The organism is Bacillus sp. ISL-77 (assembly GCF_018613105.1).
In genome coordinates this window covers 105,074-123,339 of the sequence record NZ_JAGGQY010000023.1, presented here as the reverse complement: position 1 = coordinate 123,339, position 18,266 = coordinate 105,074, and the positions used below count along the sequence as shown (strand labels likewise).

Sequence of the window (18,266 nt, the reverse complement as noted above, 5' to 3'; positions counted from 1 at the left end):
AGGGGAGATAAACTTGTCTTTTGAAGATAGAAGGATACTTGTTAAAATTGCTGAAATGTACTACGAAGAGGGGGCCACTCAATCTCAGATTGCCGATGAAATCGGTGTAAGCCGCTCTCTTATTTCAAAATATCTTGCCAAAGCAAAAGAGCTGGGGATTGTTGAAATCATTATCCATGATGAAACCATTCACCCATACCGGCAGTTAGAAGGAAAATTAGAACGTTTATATGGGTTACGTGAAGTTATGTGTATTCCAAGCCTTGGAAATGAGTCATCCAAGAATCGTTTAGGAGCGGCAGCAAGTAAATATTTATTAAGAGTCATCCGGGATGGCCAAACCATCGGAGTTTCGTCTGGCACAACTTTGCATGAGGTAGCTGAGGTTATGTCTACCAATCAGCAATTTCCATCAGTTACCTTTGTTCCTTTAGTTGGAGGAATGGGAAATGAGCGGGTGGATATCCATGCAAATACTCTAGTTGCAAAGTTTGCAGGTGCCCTGCAAGCACAATACAAGCTCCTTCATGCACCGGTAATGGTTGATTCCAAAGAGGCGAAGGAGATCTTTATGCGCCAATCCTCCATCCAAGACATATTTGATTTGGCGGTCAAAGCGAATATAGCGATTGTTGGGATTGGCGGAACTCCCGAGCACTCAACTATGGTTAAATCCTACCTAGGTCAGGAGACTCAGGAGTATTTTAATCAGACGGATGTTGTTGGAGATATCTGTTATAACTTTATAAACAAAAAAGGAGAGACCTCTTCTAATTCTTGGAATGAACGGGTGATTTCATTAAGATTAGAGCAATTAAGAGACATCCCCCTTGTTGTAGGAGTGGCCTGTGGATTAGAAAAAGTCCAAGCGATAAAAGCAGCTTTAGAAGGAAAATTGGTACATGTATTAATTACCGACGAGCTTACGGCAAAGGCTTTATTAGATTAAGGATTAAAAAGCTGGGACGAGATCAAATTTCGTCCCATTATTTTTAAATCAATTAGCAGAGGGTGGAAAAGTCCAACTGAAGAAGAATTGATTCAACAATTTTCCACTAAACGCACACTATTTGAGTGTTTGAAAGATAAAAATCTCTTCTCTATAATGAATCTGTTAGATGGGAGACATGTTTTATCATATAATGGAGGAATCATATGATAAAAATGTCGGTTATTAAAAATGAACAGGTTACAAGGGCACTGGAATCTTCAATGAGACAATATTTGGTAGGTAAATTATCCCGTCCACAGGAACTTGAGTATATCGAAGATGACAAGCTAGAAATCGGGATCACTTCCTATGATGAATTTACTACTGAATTACCGCATTATCATACTCAAGTGTATGAATATCAATACATACTTAGTGGTAGTACGGAATACATGGATGTGGAGACTGGAAAGCTATACACCTTTGAAAAAGGAGACTTTTATGTAACACCTCCCAGGTCTAACTTATGCTCAAAGGTCACAGCCGGGCACAGCCATTTTTTTTGTAAAAACACCACCTGGAAATGATAAAATGGTAGTTGAAGCAACAGATGAAATAAAGGAATGGCTTAATATCGAAAAACTAAATGCAGAGTAAGTCAGCCAGGTGGGCTTATATATAGTAAATATTGGCCACCTTGTTCGGGTTGAGATACCAAAATTGAAGATGGATTTCATTATTATGATAGACCAGATGATTGTTATTAATCAAGCTTGGAAAATTCCAGGTTGTTTTTATTTCCGGAATTCCTTCTTCAACTAAAGGGTGCTTTACTTCGATAAGGGGGAAAGCATTTTTCTTATTCAAGCAACGAAGCAGGATTGTTTAGAAGGGAGATGGATTATCATTTCTCTTTTATGTCATATTTGACCCAAAGGGCGTCATAAAAGGCTAAATTAATAGCCCCTTCTCACCCTACTATCAAGATTAACAACTTCACCTTTAGATTGGGTTATGGACGATTGCTTCAGACCTTTTAAAGATAAAGTAATAATAATACCGCTAAAGATACTGGATAGGATTGCACTTCCTATCCCCATAAAAATAAGCCAAAACAACTTATTATCAATTGATTTACGATACGAATCTTTCACCTCAAATGTATGCAATTAAAGGTATTATTTGTAAATTTGTTAGAAGTATGCAGATTCTATCTAGACAATCGTTACTTATTTCTAATTAACCTAATATGAATTGGTAGTATAAGACCGAAAGCAATAAGAAACACAATTATTGAAATTAACCAATTCCAACCTTTAAATTTCATATACCCAACATAGACCATCCCAAATTCTATTAAAAGTGATATTAAAGTGAAACCGATTGTCAATTTCCATTTATTATCCTTTGTAAGGAATTTAAATAAAGTATTGCAAGTGAGGTTGGTATAAAGGTATAACTGAGAATATCTCCAAGTCCAGCTTTATTCGGATCCCCTATATCAAAAAGATCGAAACCCCTGGCAATTAGACCATCGCTAAACCAAGTAACAAACCCTACTACCCCAAATGTAATATAGATTTCCCTCCAAGAAATGTTCTTTTTGGGGATTATAAGGGCTGTTATAGCAAATAAAACACTTGCTACAACAGGAAACCACAATCCCTTTGCCCCTAAGTCTAAATTTTCTATAAATTGCCGCATTTATCTTTACCCCTTTAATTTTGGTTTTATTTTTAGCTATTGGAAAGCGTTATATAATATGTGAAATAATCAAATATTAATATACAAAACAAGTAGATTGTGAATAATTATACTTAAGCTAACGGACAGTTTAGTTTAAGTGTAATAATTCACAATCTAAATTAATATTTTTAGTTAAAGACAATAGGTTAATGCATTTTCCTAACATAATCCTTATTCTTCACAAAAATCCCTCCCACCATTAGGCAGGGGATTCAGGTTGTTTAATACCTACTAAAATTATTCAAATTCAATAAACATAATAAACACTTATATTCAGGAGTTAAGTGAGGTGACTGGACACAATCATTGGTTCTTTCGATACTCTGAAGGAGTACACTTTTTAATTTTCTTGAATGTTTTTGAAAATAGGAGTACATCATTATATCCCACTGAACGGGAAATATCCCCAATTTTAAGCGTAGAATCCGTTAGCAGAAAACATGCTTTCTCTATTCTTAAACTTAATAAAAACTCTTGCGGCGATTTATTGAGATATTGCTTAAATAAACGATGAAGATATGAACGGTCAATTGAAATATATTTAGCGATATCATTTACTGTAATGTAATGCGTGTAATTTTGTTCAATAAAGAGTATCGCATCTTCGATATACTTTTGCTTTTTTACCTCAATGGTGACTCCACGATTCGGAAAGAGTTCACACAAAATATATATAAATTCATAAAGCTTTGAAGTTAATAGCAAGTCCTTATTAGACGATAGCGTTGATGCCATTATGATACTATCCATACATTGGTTTAGTTTATTGTCATGATCGAACGTAAAAATCGGTTGATCCATAGATAAACTTGATCTGTTTAAATATTCCTTTGCTTTTACTCCACTGAAACCAATCCATTTATATTCCCATGGATCCTCAACATCTGCTTCATAATAAATTAAAATGTTTGGCTCAATTAAGAACGCTTCATTTTTTCCTAGATGATAGATTTTATCATGTACTTTAAAAATCCCTTTTCCTTTTAAAATATAGTGAATTATGTATCCGCTTCGTATCGCTGGACCATAAGAATATTTACTTATACAAGCTTCTCTACCGCATGTGTACAAATTTAGATCTAAATTGTTATGAGAAGGATTGGAAAAGTTTAAAATCATTGTGTCACCTCTAATTGAAAATGTTTGCAAGTTATCACATCGTTCCATAATCAGTCTACATAATACCATATAAATATCTAATTAAAACTATTAAAATGAACCCATAAGCATTAAGTGAAACAACATATTTCAATAAACAGTATAAGGTGGAGTTACACATTGTTTTCGTTGAAATAATTGATGCTTACTTATGTGTGGGAGGTCGTTATGACTATTTACATCGATGATGAACAACTTTTATTTCATTTGCAAGGAAAAAACACGAGTTATGTTATGCAGGTTATACGAGATGGCTATTTAGCTCACTTATATTGGGGGAAGAGTGTTCACAAATATCGCGGAAACAACAAAATTATCTTTATGGATCGAGTTTTTTCTCCTAATCCAGATGCGTCAGATCGAACATTTTCGCTAGATACGCTACCTCAGGAGTATCCGGCATATGGAAATGGTGACTTTAGAACTCCATCTTATCAAATACAATTAGAGAATGGCTCTACCGTGACGGACCTTCGTTATAAGGAATACCGAGTGAATAAAGGTAAGCCAAAATTGAAAGGGTTACCATCCACTTATGTAGAGGATGAAAATGAGACGGAAACACTAGAAATCATCATGGAAGATAAATTGCTGGGACTGACTGTTACGTTAACATATAGTTTGTATGAAGATCGAGATGTTATCACTAGATCTGTTCAGTTTGATAATCAAGGATCACAAAATTTAAAAATGCTTCGAGCGCTAAGTGCAAATGTTGATTTTCGTGATGATGAATATGAATTAATCACATTGTATGGTGCTCATAGTAATGAGAAAAATATTGAGAGACGTAAAATTGTACCAGGGATTCAAATGGTTGATAGTTGCCGGGGAGCTAGCAGTCCTCAACAAGCGCCGTTTTTGGCATTAGTAAGAAAAGGGACTGATGAAGATCAAGGTGAAGTGTATGCGTTTAACCTTGTGTATAGCGGGAATTTTACAGCACAAGTTCAAGTGGATCCATATCGCAATACAAGAGTATCTATAGGGATTAATCCTTTCGATTTCTCATGGTTATTAGAGCCGGGGGAAACCTTTCAAACGCCTGAAATTGTAATGGTTTACACAGCAAAAGGATTAGGCGATATGTCCAGAATTTATCACGAATTGTATAGTAAAAGACTATGTCGTGGATTATTTCGGGACAAGGTACGTCCAATACTAATTAATAACTGGGAAGCCACTTATTTTGATTTTAATAAAGAAAAAATTGAACAAATTGCCAATGAAGCAAAACAAGTAGGAATAGAACTATTTGTATTAGATGATGGATGGTTTGGAAAACGTGATGACAGCAAAAGCTCGTTAGGGGATTGGGTAGTCAATCAACGTAAACTTCCGAATGGTATAGTAGATCTTGCAAACCGCGTTCGTAATCTTGGTATGGAGTTTGGTTTATGGTTTGAACCTGAAATGGTTTCTATTGATAGTGAATTATATAGAAATCATCCAGATTGGTGTTTACATGTACCAGGTCGCCCACATACGTTAGGGCGAAATCAACTCATTTTGGATTTATCGAGGCAGGAAGTCTGTGATTACGTAATTAAAGCGTTGTCAGATATTTTATCGAGTGCTCCGATAACCTATGTAAAATGGGATATGAATCGTCATATGACGGATATAGGGTCAATAGCGTTACAACCCGAACGACAGCGTGAAACGGCTCACCGCTATATGTTAGGACTATACAAAATAATGGAAGAAATTACAACAAAATTTCCTAATATATTGTTTGAGAGTTGTTCGAGTGGTGGAGGTCGCTTTGACGCAGGGATGCTTTATTATATGCCGCAAACATGGACAAGCGATAACACAGATGCGATGTGTCGTTTGAAAATTCAATATGGTACAAGTCTTGTTTATCCACCGATTACAATGGGGGCGCATGTTTCATCTGTCCCAAATCATCAAGTTGGAAGAATTACTTCACTTGAGACAAGAGGATATGTCGCCATGGCTGGGAATTTCGGTTATGAGCTAGACTTAACAAAGTTAACAGAGGAAGAAAAAGAAGTAGTTAAACAACAAATTGCTTTGTATAAAGAGATTCGACCACTTATTCAATTTGGTAGATTTTATAGAATATTTAATCCCTTTGATGGGAATGAAGCTGCATGGAACTTTGTTTCTGAAGATCGATCAGAAGTAGCAGCTAGTTATTTCAAAGTATTATCTCAACCAGCAGCTCCTCTTCGAACTATAAAACTTAAAGGGTTACATCCAGATTATGTTTATCAAAATGTTGAGACAGGAGAGTTGTTTGGAGGAGATGAGTTGATGAATGTTGGTATTACACTGCCAAGTATCAAGCAAGACTTCTTAAGTATGTTCTGGAGATTTAAAAAGCATAGTATCTAAAGCAGTACAAGTAAATAATATTTATGCCGTATTTTCTACCATACATGGTTACTCTGATCCATAATTATATATTTTAAAAATCTCCCATATTGTTAAAATTTAGGAACAGATTGTAGTAGTCTTATATGTTAATTTGCTTTTGTAAATATAGCTATTAATAAGTTCCACATTTTTGTTATTTCCCTATTATGAGATTTTTTTATGGTGTTAAACTGTTTTGTAAAAAAGTAATTAAAGAATTTAAAATAAAACATTTTTGTAGGAGAGTGGGATGTTTTTTGAGGAATCCTTATAAAATGACCTATCATATAGAGCCAGATAGGGGTTTGATGAATGATCCAAATGGTTTAATTTGGTTCAAAGGTAAGTATTATTTTTTCCACCAATGGAATCGTTTTGATATGAATCATCATTACAAAGAGTGGGGGTTGTTTACTTCAACTAATATGATTGGTTGGACCAATCAGGGTTCTGCTATTCTTCCGGATAGAAAATTGGATCGAAATGGTGTTTATTCAGGTAGCAGTATAGAACATAAAGGAGAGATGTATTTATTCTATACTGGAAACGTAAAAAAAAATGGGGAAAGAAAAAGCTATCAGTGCATTAGTACATCTAAAAATGGTCGGACTTTTATTAAAGAAGAAAGTGTAATTGAAACGCCCGCAGAGTTTACGGAACACCATCGAGATCCAAAAGTGTGGAGAGGTGAAAATAATTGGTGGATGGTTGTAGGTGCTCAAACGAAAGAGAGGAAAGGCGCGATTGCACTCTACTCTTCTTGTGACTTGTTGCATTGGAAATATGAGAATATTTTGTACGATCAACAGTTAGACAATATGTGTGAGTGCCCAGATTTATTTTCAATAAATGATGAAACAGATATATTGCTTTGTTGTCCTCAAGTGAGACCAGAAAAAGATGATGATTTAACAGGTGTTTCCAGTTATGCAGCGTTTATATCTGGAAAATTTGATGAAAAAACAAAAAAATTTCTACCAAAAGGTTCTTTAGAATTACTGGACTATGGATTTGATTTCTATGCACCTCAATCTTTTTCAGATCATAAAGGGAGACGAATTTTGGTGGGATGGATGTCTCGAATGTCTGAGATAGAGGAGTATCTATGCCCTACTAAACAATATGGTTATTTGCATTGTTTGACTTTACCACGTGTTGTAACATGGAAAAATGGAAAAATTCAACAACTACCTATTGAAGAAGTTAAACAACTGAGAAAACGTAAACAGAAATTCACATCTTCTCATGGTCGTTTTGAATTAGAAAGTGGGCGATTTGAACTAGAGTTGAGTAGAAAAGATTGTACTAGTGATTTTCATTTGTTTTTGAGAGATTGCTCAGTAGAGATTCATTATTATGGTAAGAAAAACGTATTGTCTGTCAAGCGGGTGAATTGGGTAGCCAATAAAAAGGAAACGAAAGTAAAACAGGTTCAAAGCCTGTCACAAATGAGTATTTTTAGTGATAACTCCTCTATCGAAATATTTGTGAATGATGGAGAATGCGTTTTTTCATTAAGATACTTTACTGAGGAAGAGAATTTAAGTGTGAAATATGCCGGATTACAGCAAGAAGGAGAATTACTTTATTTTGCATTTTAGGAGATGAGAATATGGGGAATCAAGATTTAGCAAAAAAGATTATTGAATTGATTGGTGGGAAAGAAAATATTCATTCAGTTGCTCACTGTGCAACAAGATTGCGAATTATTATAGTTGACAAAGACAAGATAAATAGTGATGAAATTGAAAATCTGGATAAAGTAAAAGGGAGTTTTTTCAATTCTGGTCAGTTTCAGATTATCTTGGGAACTGGATTGGTAAACAAAGTCTATGACGAGGTCATGATATTATTGGGTGATAATATTCAAAGTCAGACTCCTATCAAAAAAGAAGGAAATCGCTTTCAACGTAGCGTTAGAATTTTTGGAGATGTTTTCGTTCCAATTATTCCGGTTCTGGTTGCGACTGGTTTATTTATGGGCTTAAGAGGTTTGCTTACACAAGAATCTGTTTTGGCATTGTTAGGTTTAACACCTAACAGTATTCCCAAAGAACTCTTATTGTTCACTCAGATCCTAACAGATACAGCTTTTGCCTTTTTACCAGCGTTAGTTTGTTGGTCAACGTTTAGGATCTTTGGAGGTAATCCAGTTTTAGGGATCGTACTAGGTTTAATGCTTGTAAACCCTGTTTTACCAAATGCTTATGAAGTAGGTCAACAGGCTGCAGACCCATTAGTGTTTTTTGGATTTATTAAGGTGGTAGGTTATCAAGGATCTGTTTTGCCGGCATTTATAACAGGAATTGTAGGAGCAAAAATTGAAAAATTCTTGAAAACAAAAATACCTGACTCCCTTGACCTTATTTTGACGCCATTTCTAACACTTCTTTTTGGTATTACACTAGCATTATTTGTTATTGGACCTATTTTCCACGAAGTTGAACTGCTTGTCTTATATGCTGTTCAATTTTTATTGGAGTTACCGTTTGGAATCGGTGGCTTGATTTATGGAAGTTTTGGACAACTATTAGGTATTTTTGGTATTCATCATATATTGAATTTCTTGGAAATTAACATGCTTTCACAAACAGGTTGGAATATGCTAAATCCAATTGGAACTTGTGGTAATATGGCTCAAGCTGGTGCAGTCCTAGCAGTAGGGATCAAAACTTTTTCTCCAAAAATGAAACAAATAGCTTATCCAGCAAGTCTTTCTGCTACTTTAGGTATTACAGAACCAGCAGTCTTTGGGGTGAACCTTAGGTTGGTGAAACCTTTTGTTATGTCAATGATTGGTGGGGGAGTGGGAGGATTCTTAGCGTCTATCTTACAATTAAAAGCTACTGGAATGGCATTAACAGGTATTCCAGGAACCTTATTATACTTGAATAATCAATTGCCCCTTTATATTCTTGTAAACGTTGTCGCTTTCTCTGTGTCATTTGTTTTAACTTACACAATTGGTTACAAACCAGTCGAGACTGGGAATCAAAAACAAGTAAACAAAATATCAAATTCATCAATTATGCCACAGTTCGTAAATGTTAAAGACGAGAAGCTTTATGCACCAGTTACAGGAAAGGTCATGGATTTAAGCGAAGTCAATGATCCCGTTTTTTCCAAAAAATTGATGGGCGATGGCTTTGCAGTCACACCTAGTGACGGGCAGATTGTTGCTCCGGTTGTCGGCACTGTTTCAATGGTGCAAGGACATGCAGTTGGTTTGACCCGCACTGATGGCTTGGAAGTTCTCGTGCACTTGGGCATAGATACCGTTTCGCTGAAAGGCGCACCATTTTCTAACAAGGTCAAAGTTGGTGACTTTGTCAACGGAGGTGACCCGATTGCGATGGTTGACTGGAAGAAGGTTACCGACGCTGGTTTAGCAACAACGACTATGGTTGTGATAACGAATACCAACGACAAACTTGATAGCATGGATTTTCACACGGGTGAAGCGACCGATGGAGCCTGCATCGGTGTCGCTAAGGCAAAATAGCGATCGTGTTCAACTTTCATACAAATAGTATTACCTGCTACATTAATAATTTGGTTCTGGTGCAAAAAGTTTAACAAATCTCTAAATCTTGGACATACAGATACTATTACTCTAAAAAAGGACGTGATCAGTATGGAAAAGCAAAATTTATTTAAGTGGAAACATTATCAGCCCGACATTATTTTGTTAACAGTAAGATGGTACCTGCGGTACAACTTAAGCTTTCGTAACATAGGGGAGATGATGGAGGAACGTGGCTTATTCATCGCTCACACAACGATTATGCGTTGGGTACATCAATATGGTCCTGAGTTGGATAAGAGAATCCGTCGCCATCTCAGGCAAACGAATGACTCATGGAGAGTCGATGAGACCTATATCAAGATAAAAGGGGAATGGATGTATCTGTATCGTGCAGTAGATTCCGAAGGAAACACCATTGATTTTTATCTCAGAAAAAATAGAAATGCCCAATCAGCCAAGTGCTTTTTCAAAAAAGCCTTGGCTTCTTCGCATGTATCCTCTCCTCGTGTGATCACAGTTGATAAGAATCCAGCGTATCCTGTTGCGATTCAAGAATTACAAGAAGAAAAAAGCATGCCTTCAGGCACGCAAATAAGACAACAGAAGTACCTAAATAATATCATTGAGCAAGACCATCGCTTTATAAAGAAGCGAGTTCGTTCTATGCTAGGATTGAAATCGTTTCGAACTGCCAAAAAGATATTGAGTGGTATGGAAGCGATGCATATGCTTCATAAGAAGCAAGTTTTCTTACGGGAGAAGTCTGTCAAAAACCAGAAAGAATTTATACATCAGTTGTTTGGACTTACAGCATAAGGTAGGATTCCGTAAGGAATCTATTCATTTTTTCAAACCTTTATTGTATTTGCACCAGAACCGCTTAATGTATTTGGTGATTTATAGCTATGATGTAACCCGAATTCTCATTCGATATTCATCACCATGCGGCTTAATTGTAAATAGGTATTCATTTCATTGTGCAAAGTTTCATATTAGAACACTAAACGACCAAAGGAAAAGAAACATTTATTCACTAATATTGTTTTTTGTGCTGATTGTGGGACTGCATTATGGTATATGCAAAATAGGCAGGGGTATATATGTGGCAGATATCGTAAACATGGTATTCAAGCATGTTCAAGCCATGTAATTAGGGAAATGAAGTTAAAGGAATTAATTTTACAGGATTTACGAGAAATGGTATCTATAACGGTGAATAAATCCGACTTCCTTCAAAAGGCCAACGATAAGATAAAAAGAATAGAGAAGGAGGTTCATAATAAACAGCAAAGAATAACAAAAGAAATTGAGATGTTAAAAATTGAAAATAAAAATCTTCTAAGGCTATTGGCACAAGGTACCATTACACAAGAAGAATACCGAACGGTTGCGGATGAGAACCAGCAGAAAGTTCAAGACTTAGAGCAACAGTTTATGGTTCTAAACAAGCAGTTAAACGATCAAACTGATTATTTTGAGGTAACATCAAAAATAATGAAATATGTAGATAAAATACTTGAATTTCAAGATTTAAATGAAGAACTTTTGCATCGAATAATTGAACGAATTGATGTAAAGGAAAACAAGGATATTGTGAAAAACTACCGTTTCGCAAATCCTTATTCCAATTTAATGTAGTCACCGGCACACCACACATGTGGAGTGTGTCGCGCAGCTTATTCTTTTAAAGTAATATATAGAGAATTTATGCCTATTCTTCGGAGTGGGCTTTTTGCGTAGCTTAGAAAGGGATTGATTTTAGAGAAAGTTCGCAAATTATTTTCTCGACAAGATTTGGCAATCTTCGGGTCATGACAGGCACCCAACTTTAAGGGATAGGTGTTACTTACCATTCTTACTTCCTTGCACAAGATGAAAGCAGGTCCATATCTGAAAACTCTACTTGGGGAATCAGCAGAAGGTACGAAAACGGCAAATTTGGTATAAGTTCAAAGAGATTTCTCGGCGACTCCACAGATGCAGATGGCAAACTGATTGTTAACCATGAAGAGGCGAAGATTGTGGTGAGACTTTACGATGAATACCTTTCTGGAAAAACGGTGGATTATATTAAACGAATTTTTGAACTTGAGGGTATAAAGAAACTGGAACGGAAAGGAAAAATGGCAAGCAACAACCCTCCAAAGTATGCTCCACAATGAAAAATACAAAGGCGATGCCATTTTGCAAAAAAGCTACACGGTGGATTTCCTTTCGAAGAAACGGGTCAAAAATGAAGGGCAGATTCAGCAGTATCATATTGAGGATAACCACGAAGCAATCATTGACCCTTTAATTTGGGAAGAGGTGCAACATGAACATCAACGTAGAAGCAACTATTGTGAAGAACACAGTTTGAATTCATTTTCACGCACACCCGAAGCAAATCCTTTTGCAGGAAAGGTAATTTGCGGAACCTGCAATCAAGCCTTTACAAGAAGAGGGCGGAAGACAGGGGATAATTACCGAAAAGTTTGGCAATGCCAAGAACGCTATCGAGTGAAAGGTCTACAAGGATGTACGAATCGACATGTGGATGAAGCCATTCTTGAGCAGCCTTTATGATGGCTTGGAACGCTTTGATAGATAATCGGGATGAGATAAAGGCACGATGGGAGACACATGCTGAATTTGGTAATCCGTTAGAGCAATACAGAGCGGTCCAGTTCGCAGATATAACAGAAAATGCAAAACACATCACGGATTTTGAAATAGATTTCATGTTAAAGACAATTGATCACATCACCGTTTTTGAAAGTGGAAAACTGGTTGTCACTTTCATGGATGGGACGGAAATAGAATGCAATGGGGAATAGTACAAGTACGACAGCAGCCTTTTTGAACGAATATAATAATAGGCTTAGTTCTCTTTAAATAGAGAAAAACCTATTATTTATTACTAGTTCGTCCGAGAAAATCATCACAAATAGCTCTATGAATTAATCATTCTATTTAACTTATCTCACTGCATTTGATGGATAAGGTGAAATATCCTCATAATCATACCAATACTTGCCATGACCTGGATAATTATTATTATTTACCATTGGACCAACACGATAAAGGGGTTTATCTCCAATTAGCTTTATAACATCACGTATTCTTTCCTTTTATTTACTCTCAAGTAGAGGCTTATAGTTCCCCCAAGCTGCAATAATGATATCCTTCTCAACATTAATATTGGACAATAATTGCAATAATACTTCATTGTTGTATGTTCGATACCTCAGCTCATCATCCGTTCCAATGTAATCTCTTAAATAATCTGGTGTGCCACTGACCATCGTAAATAAATTGACAATGGTTACCTTTTGAACATTCCCTAGTTTATATAGATAATCCGTTATCTTATAAATTGTATCATCAGAAACTTTTCTTCGCTGAGTATCTTCTTTACCTGCATTAATTGGATTTTTTAATATCACAATGGCATGCCCACCATCTATTCGATTATGAAAAGGTATCGTAATTGAAAAACGGTGGAGTGTCTTTTCACTTGAATCAAAAAATTTAGGGTTCATCATAATATTTTCTTCGTCAATAAAATTTGAAAAGGAAACGGTTTTCAAAACCTCACCTCATTATGGATAACATTCTTCTAACGTTATCTTACATTAATTTTAGAATTTTTTGTAATTAAAGAATTAAATAGCCAAATAAATGCAGTGTTTTTCTAACAGTGAGTTAGAAAATTTTTATTACATTTAAAGTAGTTATAAATAAAATTATAAACTACTTTGACAACGATATATTTGAGAGATATAGTTTGGGTATAAGAGGAGGGATATTATGGTAAAAGATTTAGTGGCAAAATGCCCAAGATGCGATGAAAACCTAATCGCAACACTTTCGCACTCTTCAAGCTTTGCCTGATGTTCATTTCAATTATTCTAAGTCTCATCATTTGATACAGAAAACACTGAATTCCTTCTATTATATATGGTTAACTTTCACCCTTATTAATATCAATCAAAAAAACGTCCCACTGACATAAATTCAATCAGCAGGGCGTTTTCGCCATAGTTATAGATTCTCAATAAAAATTTTCCAAAATACGCTTTTATATATTAATACTTTACTATACTGCTTGCTTGATTGTAGACAATCTCTTTTTTTCTCGCCAACCGTAAAACATTTTCATCAAAGGCATAATTAAAATAAAGATGAACAATAGCCTGAACGTTTGGAACATCGAAACAAGCGAGACTTCTGCTTTAACTGCATCAGCTAATAATACCATTTGATCTAAGCCACCTGGGGCTGTGCTTAGAAAACTTGTAGCGAATGTTGTGTCCAATTCAAACGACATTAGGAAGCTTGAGCCGAATGTTAGGGCGATCAGTGCAAATGCGCTGAAAATGCCGCCTACAAGTACACGTACTGGAAGCTTAATCATATGTGGCTTGAGCATTAAGCCAATATGGGCGCCGATTAGTAGCTGTGCGACGTTCATGAACATGCTAGGTACTTGTGGCATTGCGATTGGTGTTGTAAGATGCAACGTAATCAACAAAATAATGGGTGTGATGAAAAATGCAACAGGCAAATGGATACGTTGCATTAAATATGAGCATACCCATGCAAGTGCAATTAATAATACTAAACTAATCGTAAGCTTCGCGTCGGTTGGCTGCTTACTTATTACTTGTCCAGCGACGATAAACGGTACGAATACAACGACTAGTAACAGCCGAATTACTTGAAAATAAGAAATAACGCCAATTTCTTCAACTTTTTCTTCTTCAGCAAATACGACGATTTGACCTAAACCGCCGGGGATTGCACCAAGTACAGCAGCTTTCATCGGGATTTTTGCCCATTTACTAGTTAAGTAAGCGATGCCGATTGAGCCACCGATTAAAATAATGTTTAGCGTTATCATGTAAAATAAAATTGAGCCCATCATGCCGAATAAATCGATGTTAAATTGTACTCCTATTACGGTACCGACCATGACGACACCTAAATCACGCATTTGGCCGGACCATCTGAGCGGTCCTTTATAAACAAATTGGGCTAACATGATGACAACAATTGGGCCGAGCATCCATGGAATAGGGATGTGCAGTAGGCTAAAAATATAACCGCCAATTAAAGATAAAACTAACACCTTTAACATTGCCTTCAACAGTAACACCCCTTCCTATAATAATATTCCTAGCTACATTTATTACTTAAGAAACCACCAGCGTTCATCGTCATGAATACTGGTGGTCTAGTTATTATAATTTCGCTAATTCTTTTACTTGTGCTTCACGATCTACGTCATCGCGGCGACGATCACCCCAGTATGCGGAACCATTTTTCAAATATTCTTCATAAGTCCATTTCACTGGCTCCCAGTCTGGTTCGAAGATTAAGTAGCTATTTGTAAAGATTTCAAGACGCAAGCCGCTTCCCGGGTCTTTTACGTAAATGTACATTGCTTGAGATATACCATGTTTACCAGGACCAACGAATTGTACATCTGCTTCACATAAAATGTCAGCAGCACGTAGTAAGTCTTGTGCGTTATCTAACCAGTAAGCGATATGGTGCATTTCGTTTGGCTCTTTTGAACGTGATGTAGACATGATTGCTACATCATGTACTAAGTTTGTTACTGATAACCAGCTAGCTACTTGCACATCGTCTGGATTTACGAAGTATTCGCGTAGCTTGAAACCTAATGCTTCTTGTAAATATTTTACGATCTCAGCATTGTCGTGAGAAGTTTGTAAGTTTACATGATCGATACGGCGTGGAGATACACCTTTCGCCCAAGATTTATAAGTTTGGTTTTTAAGTACTGATTTACGAGATTCATCAGCAGGTGTTTTTTCCATATCGTAGTAAAGTTCGAAGCGGTGACCACTTGGTAATTCGAAGCGGATTGCTTCACCTTGCGCTACTTCTTCACCTGCCTCTATCCAACGTACTTCTGTACCAGCATCTTCTAATAATGTTGCGAAAGTTGCTATGTCCTCGCGACGTTTTGTACGCCAGCCGATGTGATCGATGTAAGAAGTTTCACCAGCTGTAATTGATAATGTATGGTGTTCGAAGTCGCCCCAAGCTCTTAAGTAGTGTACACCATCTACAATTTCTGTTTCTTCTAGGCCAATTGTGTCGCGGAAAAACCATAAAGATTTTTCAAGATCTGTTGACACTAAAGCTACGTGTCCCAATTTTGCAATTTCTGGTGCGTAATGAAATTTTTCCATTTATATTCACCTCATAATTAGTTGTTTTTTTATTTAAGAGGATATGTGAATTATGAATCCACTCTTTATAAATCACATTTCCGAGTACTAATATTACCCTTGAATGTTTGTATTTACGCCGAATAAATGTCTACCGTAACCTAAAATGCCGTCTTCATATAAAGAAGTAATGTGTGTTGCGATTGCCATTAAGTCACGAGTGAATAGCTCGACTGGGTGACCTTTTAATAATGCGTGTCCACCTAAAGTAAGTAGTGATTTAACGCCGATTTGTGTACACTTATCGATAATCTTTGCACGGATTGCTTTATATTTTGCCCCTTCGTATGGGCCGCCTTTATCTGTTTCCATCATTGCGATGTATTCATTTAATAAACTTTTAGCAGTAAGCATTTCAAGCTTTAATTCCGAAAGCACACGTTGGCTCGTAGGAGAATCTTTTTCGTTAATTCCAGAAAAGCGTACGCGACCTGCTGTATGCTTTTCGAATTCGTCAAGTACACGCTCTGCACCACCAACAGCCATCGCTGCGAACCCTACATAGAAGCCAGGGTAGAATGGTGTGTTGTAGTATAAGTAGTCTTGATCGAACTCTTCATACGGTGGTTGGCTCTTTTCGATAATTTTGCTAAAGCGTAAAATAGCATCAGGCTTAACGAAAACATTATCGATGATTAATGTATTACTACCAGATCCACGAAGACCAAGCGAATCCCAAGTTTTCACAACTTCTAAGTCAGAAACTTTTAATAAAATACCTACACGCTCAGGTTGGTCGTTGTCTTCGAATTTCATAATTGCGCCAACTCCAACCCAATCGCAGTAATTGATACCGCTTACAAAGTTGTACTTACCCGAAACGATATAGCCGTCTTCAACTGGTTCTACTTTTCCGATGGGTGCAAATACGTCAGCTACGAAGCCGCCTTGGTTAATGACTTCATCGCGAATGTGCTTTGGATAGTAGCATACCCAAGAGTTGTGCACTGAGAAGAAGTATGTTAACCACGAAGCAGATAAGTTGTGGTAACCAACTGTACTTACCATATCAACGAACGTGCGCCAATCAAGTTGTGGATAGCCGAACTCTTTCGGTAAAATTAAACGATGAATTTCCTCCTCGCGGATAATATCCGCGATGCGTGGAGAAATTGTCGAGTTTAGATCTGCTTCGATTGCTTCTAACCCTGCAGCTTCACCGATACGCTTCGCCTTTTGCATAATTTCTTCATAAGTAGCTTTATTTTCAACTACTGTTAACATTTGATCATTCCTTTCAAAAATAGTTTATTGTGCTGTAACTACTTGATCTTTTTCCACTGCTAAAAAATTGGTGACTAGTTTGTTCACGATTTCTGGTTGGTCAGTTTGTGCTTGGTGACCGCAGCTTTCGATATATTCGAATTTAATGTTCGGTAATAATTTCTCAAGCTTATAACCTGTCTCAACTGGTGCAACAGAATCTTGGTTACCCCAAATGAATAAGCCAGGGATTTTTAATTTTGGGAATGCATCTTTAATGCAGTAACGATCCCAAAGCCTTGGTTCTTCATTCATTCTTGCTAAGTAAGCATCGAACGCGTGATTTGATTCTTTTACACCTGGTCGAGTTGCTGCTTGATGACGTAGTTGAATTAGTTCTTCAGGAATGACTGTGTCTTCACTTGAATTGCGATACATAAATTTACGTAACGATTCTTCTGTATAGTCGTAACCAATCACTTCTAAGAATGAACGTAGCTTTCTTTCGGGTACTTCTTGCATCGCTTGATAAATTGTATTACTGCCGATATAAACAACCTTATTTACTTTTTCAGGGTGGTCAATTGCATATTTAGCTGCAACGTAAGCACCTTGTGAGTTGCCGACAAGTGATACTTCATCTAGGCATAATGCTTCAATAAAATTATGTACATGGTCCACTAAGCTTTGATGACCATTTACTGGCCATGCGTGAGGGCGTGCATCTGTGAAGCCCATTGATAGTTGATCTACGGCGTATGCTCGGAAGCCAGCTTTTGCTAATGCAGGTAACATCAAACGCCAACCCGCTGCGCCGCAAGCTCCAGGTCCTGCACCATGTAGTAAAATTACAGCTGGTCCTTCTGTTCCGGCCCAGGAATAATGTGTACGTACACCGTTTGCTAATACGAAACTATTATGAAATCCTTCAAAAATTGTCATCGTTTTGCCCCCTTGTATTGTATTGATTGTTATTTTCTGTTTTGAGTATAACTGTTAAAAATATTAAACGTCATAGTGATTTTTATTGAATGAATAGTAATAATCTTTAAAATTTATTGAAAAATGAATCTCCTTT

Annotated in this window: 17 protein-coding genes and 1 pseudogene; 11 read left to right on the top strand and 7 right to left on the bottom strand. The window is 36.6% G+C overall.

Annotation, left to right across the window (positions count from 1 at the left end):
- Positions 1–13: 13 nt before the first annotated feature.
- Both J7E77_RS09135 and J7E77_RS09130 read left to right on the top strand, forming a co-directional pair.
- Positions 14–949, top strand: a complete 936-nt coding sequence (locus J7E77_RS09135; RefSeq protein ID WP_214713603.1) for a sugar-binding transcriptional regulator — start codon at positions 14–16, stop codon at positions 947–949.
- 206 nt (positions 950–1,155) lie between these two features.
- Complete coding sequence (locus J7E77_RS09130) at positions 1,156–1,518, top strand: cupin domain-containing protein (protein ID WP_214713602.1); 363 nt, start codon at positions 1,156–1,158, stop codon at positions 1,516–1,518.
- 799 nt (positions 1,519–2,317) lie between these two features.
- Here the strand turns inward: J7E77_RS09130 and J7E77_RS09125 are convergent.
- Complete coding sequence (locus J7E77_RS09125; protein WP_251028021.1) at positions 2,318–2,635, bottom strand: hypothetical protein; 318 nt, start codon at positions 2,633–2,635, stop codon at positions 2,318–2,320.
- Between the two features lie 345 nt (positions 2,636–2,980).
- On the bottom strand, positions 2,981–3,796 hold the full coding sequence (locus J7E77_RS09120; protein WP_098532305.1) for an AraC family transcriptional regulator: 816 nt from the start codon (positions 3,794–3,796) through the stop codon (positions 2,981–2,983).
- Between the two features lie 207 nt (positions 3,797–4,003).
- On the opposite strand from J7E77_RS09120, the gene J7E77_RS09115 reads away from it, so the two are divergent.
- The 9 genes and pseudogenes from J7E77_RS09115 (at position 4,004) to J7E77_RS09080 (ending at position 12,559) form a co-directional block, all read left to right on the top strand.
- On the top strand, positions 4,004–6,196 hold the full coding sequence (locus J7E77_RS09115) for an alpha-galactosidase (RefSeq protein ID WP_214713601.1): 2,193 nt from the start codon (positions 4,004–4,006) through the stop codon (positions 6,194–6,196).
- A gap of 188 nt (positions 6,197–6,384) precedes the next feature.
- Positions 6,385–7,818 carry a glycoside hydrolase family 32 protein gene (locus tag J7E77_RS09110; protein WP_308160486.1) on the top strand — a complete coding sequence of 478 codons (1,434 nt, stop codon included), beginning with the start codon at positions 6,385–6,387 and terminating at the stop codon, positions 7,816–7,818.
- 11 nt (positions 7,819–7,829) lie between these two features.
- On the top strand, positions 7,830–9,719 hold the full coding sequence (locus J7E77_RS09105) for a PTS sucrose transporter subunit IIABC (protein WP_214713599.1): 1,890 nt from the start codon (positions 7,830–7,832) through the stop codon (positions 9,717–9,719).
- 132 nt (positions 9,720–9,851) lie between these two features.
- Positions 9,852–10,559, top strand: coding sequence for an IS6 family transposase (locus J7E77_RS09100; RefSeq protein WP_214713598.1), 708 nt, complete (start codon positions 9,852–9,854; stop codon positions 10,557–10,559).
- Positions 10,560–10,781: 222 nt separating this feature from the next.
- Positions 10,782–10,925: pseudogene (locus J7E77_RS31705) on the top strand (recombinase zinc ribbon domain-containing protein); the annotation flags it as partial.
- Between the two features lie 15 nt (positions 10,926–10,940).
- Positions 10,941–11,381, top strand: coding sequence for a hypothetical protein (locus J7E77_RS09095; protein ID WP_251028019.1), 441 nt, complete (start codon positions 10,941–10,943; stop codon positions 11,379–11,381).
- A 383-nt stretch (positions 11,382–11,764) separates the two neighbouring features.
- The gene (locus J7E77_RS09090; RefSeq protein ID WP_214713597.1) at positions 11,765–11,905 is read left to right on the top strand and encodes a hypothetical protein; all 141 of its coding nucleotides are present in this window, start codon (positions 11,765–11,767) and stop codon (positions 11,903–11,905) included.
- Positions 11,892–12,308, top strand: coding sequence for a recombinase zinc beta ribbon domain-containing protein (locus J7E77_RS09085; protein WP_215018209.1), 417 nt, complete (start codon positions 11,892–11,894; stop codon positions 12,306–12,308). Before J7E77_RS09090 ends, J7E77_RS09085 begins: the two co-directional genes overlap by 14 nt.
- The gene (locus tag J7E77_RS09080; RefSeq protein WP_214713595.1) at positions 12,308–12,559 is read left to right on the top strand and encodes a hypothetical protein; all 252 of its coding nucleotides are present in this window, start codon (positions 12,308–12,310) and stop codon (positions 12,557–12,559) included. Before J7E77_RS09085 ends, J7E77_RS09080 begins: the two co-directional genes overlap by 1 nt.
- 294 nt (positions 12,560–12,853) lie before the next feature.
- Here J7E77_RS09080 and J7E77_RS09075 read toward each other — a convergent pair whose 3' ends face one another.
- The 5 genes from J7E77_RS09075 to J7E77_RS09055 form a co-directional block, all read right to left on the bottom strand.
- On the bottom strand, positions 12,854–13,312 hold the full coding sequence (locus tag J7E77_RS09075) for a DUF1643 domain-containing protein (RefSeq protein ID WP_214713594.1): 459 nt from the start codon (positions 13,310–13,312) through the stop codon (positions 12,854–12,856).
- 509 nt (positions 13,313–13,821) lie between these two features.
- A complete protein-coding gene (locus tag J7E77_RS09070; RefSeq protein ID WP_251026930.1) occupies positions 13,822–14,862 on the bottom strand; it encodes an AbrB family transcriptional regulator in 1,041 nt (346 codons plus the stop codon).
- 103 nt (positions 14,863–14,965) lie between these two features.
- Positions 14,966–15,946, bottom strand: a complete 981-nt coding sequence (locus J7E77_RS09065) for a VOC family protein (protein WP_214713592.1) — start codon at positions 15,944–15,946, stop codon at positions 14,966–14,968.
- 93 nt (positions 15,947–16,039) lie between these two features.
- The gene (locus J7E77_RS09060) at positions 16,040–17,209 is read right to left on the bottom strand and encodes an acyl-CoA dehydrogenase family protein (protein ID WP_214713591.1); all 1,170 of its coding nucleotides are present in this window, start codon (positions 17,207–17,209) and stop codon (positions 16,040–16,042) included.
- Positions 17,210–17,233: 24 nt separating this feature from the next.
- On the bottom strand, positions 17,234–18,130 hold the full coding sequence (locus J7E77_RS09055; RefSeq protein WP_214713590.1) for an alpha/beta fold hydrolase: 897 nt from the start codon (positions 18,128–18,130) through the stop codon (positions 17,234–17,236).
- Positions 18,131–18,266 lie beyond the last annotated feature (136 nt).

Excerpts from the sequence above, each read along its gene's own strand:
- J7E77_RS09130 (WP_214713602.1), top strand. The coding sequence starts at position 1,156 with ATGATAAAAATGTCGGTTATTAAAAATGAACAGGTTACAAGGGCACTG.
- J7E77_RS09125 (WP_251028021.1), bottom strand. The coding sequence starts at position 2,635 with ATGCGGCAATTTATAGAAAATTTAGACTTAGGGGCAAAGGGATTGTGG.
- J7E77_RS09120 (WP_098532305.1), bottom strand. The coding sequence starts at position 3,796 with ATGATTTTAAACTTTTCCAATCCTTCTCATAACAATTTAGATCTAAAT.
- J7E77_RS09115 (WP_214713601.1), top strand. The coding sequence starts at position 4,004 with ATGACTATTTACATCGATGATGAACAACTTTTATTTCATTTGCAAGGA.
- J7E77_RS09110 (WP_308160486.1), top strand. The coding sequence starts at position 6,385 with ATGAGATTTTTTTATGGTGTTAAACTGTTTTGTAAAAAAGTAATTAAA.
- J7E77_RS09105 (WP_214713599.1), top strand. The coding sequence starts at position 7,830 with ATGGGGAATCAAGATTTAGCAAAAAAGATTATTGAATTGATTGGTGGG.
- J7E77_RS09100 (WP_214713598.1), top strand. The coding sequence starts at position 9,852 with ATGGAAAAGCAAAATTTATTTAAGTGGAAACATTATCAGCCCGACATT.
- J7E77_RS09095 (WP_251028019.1), top strand. The coding sequence starts at position 10,941 with ATGGTATCTATAACGGTGAATAAATCCGACTTCCTTCAAAAGGCCAAC.
- J7E77_RS09085 (WP_215018209.1), top strand. The coding sequence starts at position 11,892 with ATGCTCCACAATGAAAAATACAAAGGCGATGCCATTTTGCAAAAAAGC.
- J7E77_RS09080 (WP_214713595.1), top strand. The coding sequence starts at position 12,308 with ATGGCTTGGAACGCTTTGATAGATAATCGGGATGAGATAAAGGCACGA.
- J7E77_RS09070 (WP_251026930.1), bottom strand. The coding sequence starts at position 14,862 with ATGTTAAAGGTGTTAGTTTTATCTTTAATTGGCGGTTATATTTTTAGC.
- J7E77_RS09065 (WP_214713592.1), bottom strand. The coding sequence starts at position 15,946 with ATGGAAAAATTTCATTACGCACCAGAAATTGCAAAATTGGGACACGTA.
- J7E77_RS09060 (WP_214713591.1), bottom strand. The coding sequence starts at position 17,209 with ATGTTAACAGTAGTTGAAAATAAAGCTACTTATGAAGAAATTATGCAA.
- J7E77_RS09055 (WP_214713590.1), bottom strand. The coding sequence starts at position 18,130 with ATGACAATTTTTGAAGGATTTCATAATAGTTTCGTATTAGCAAACGGT.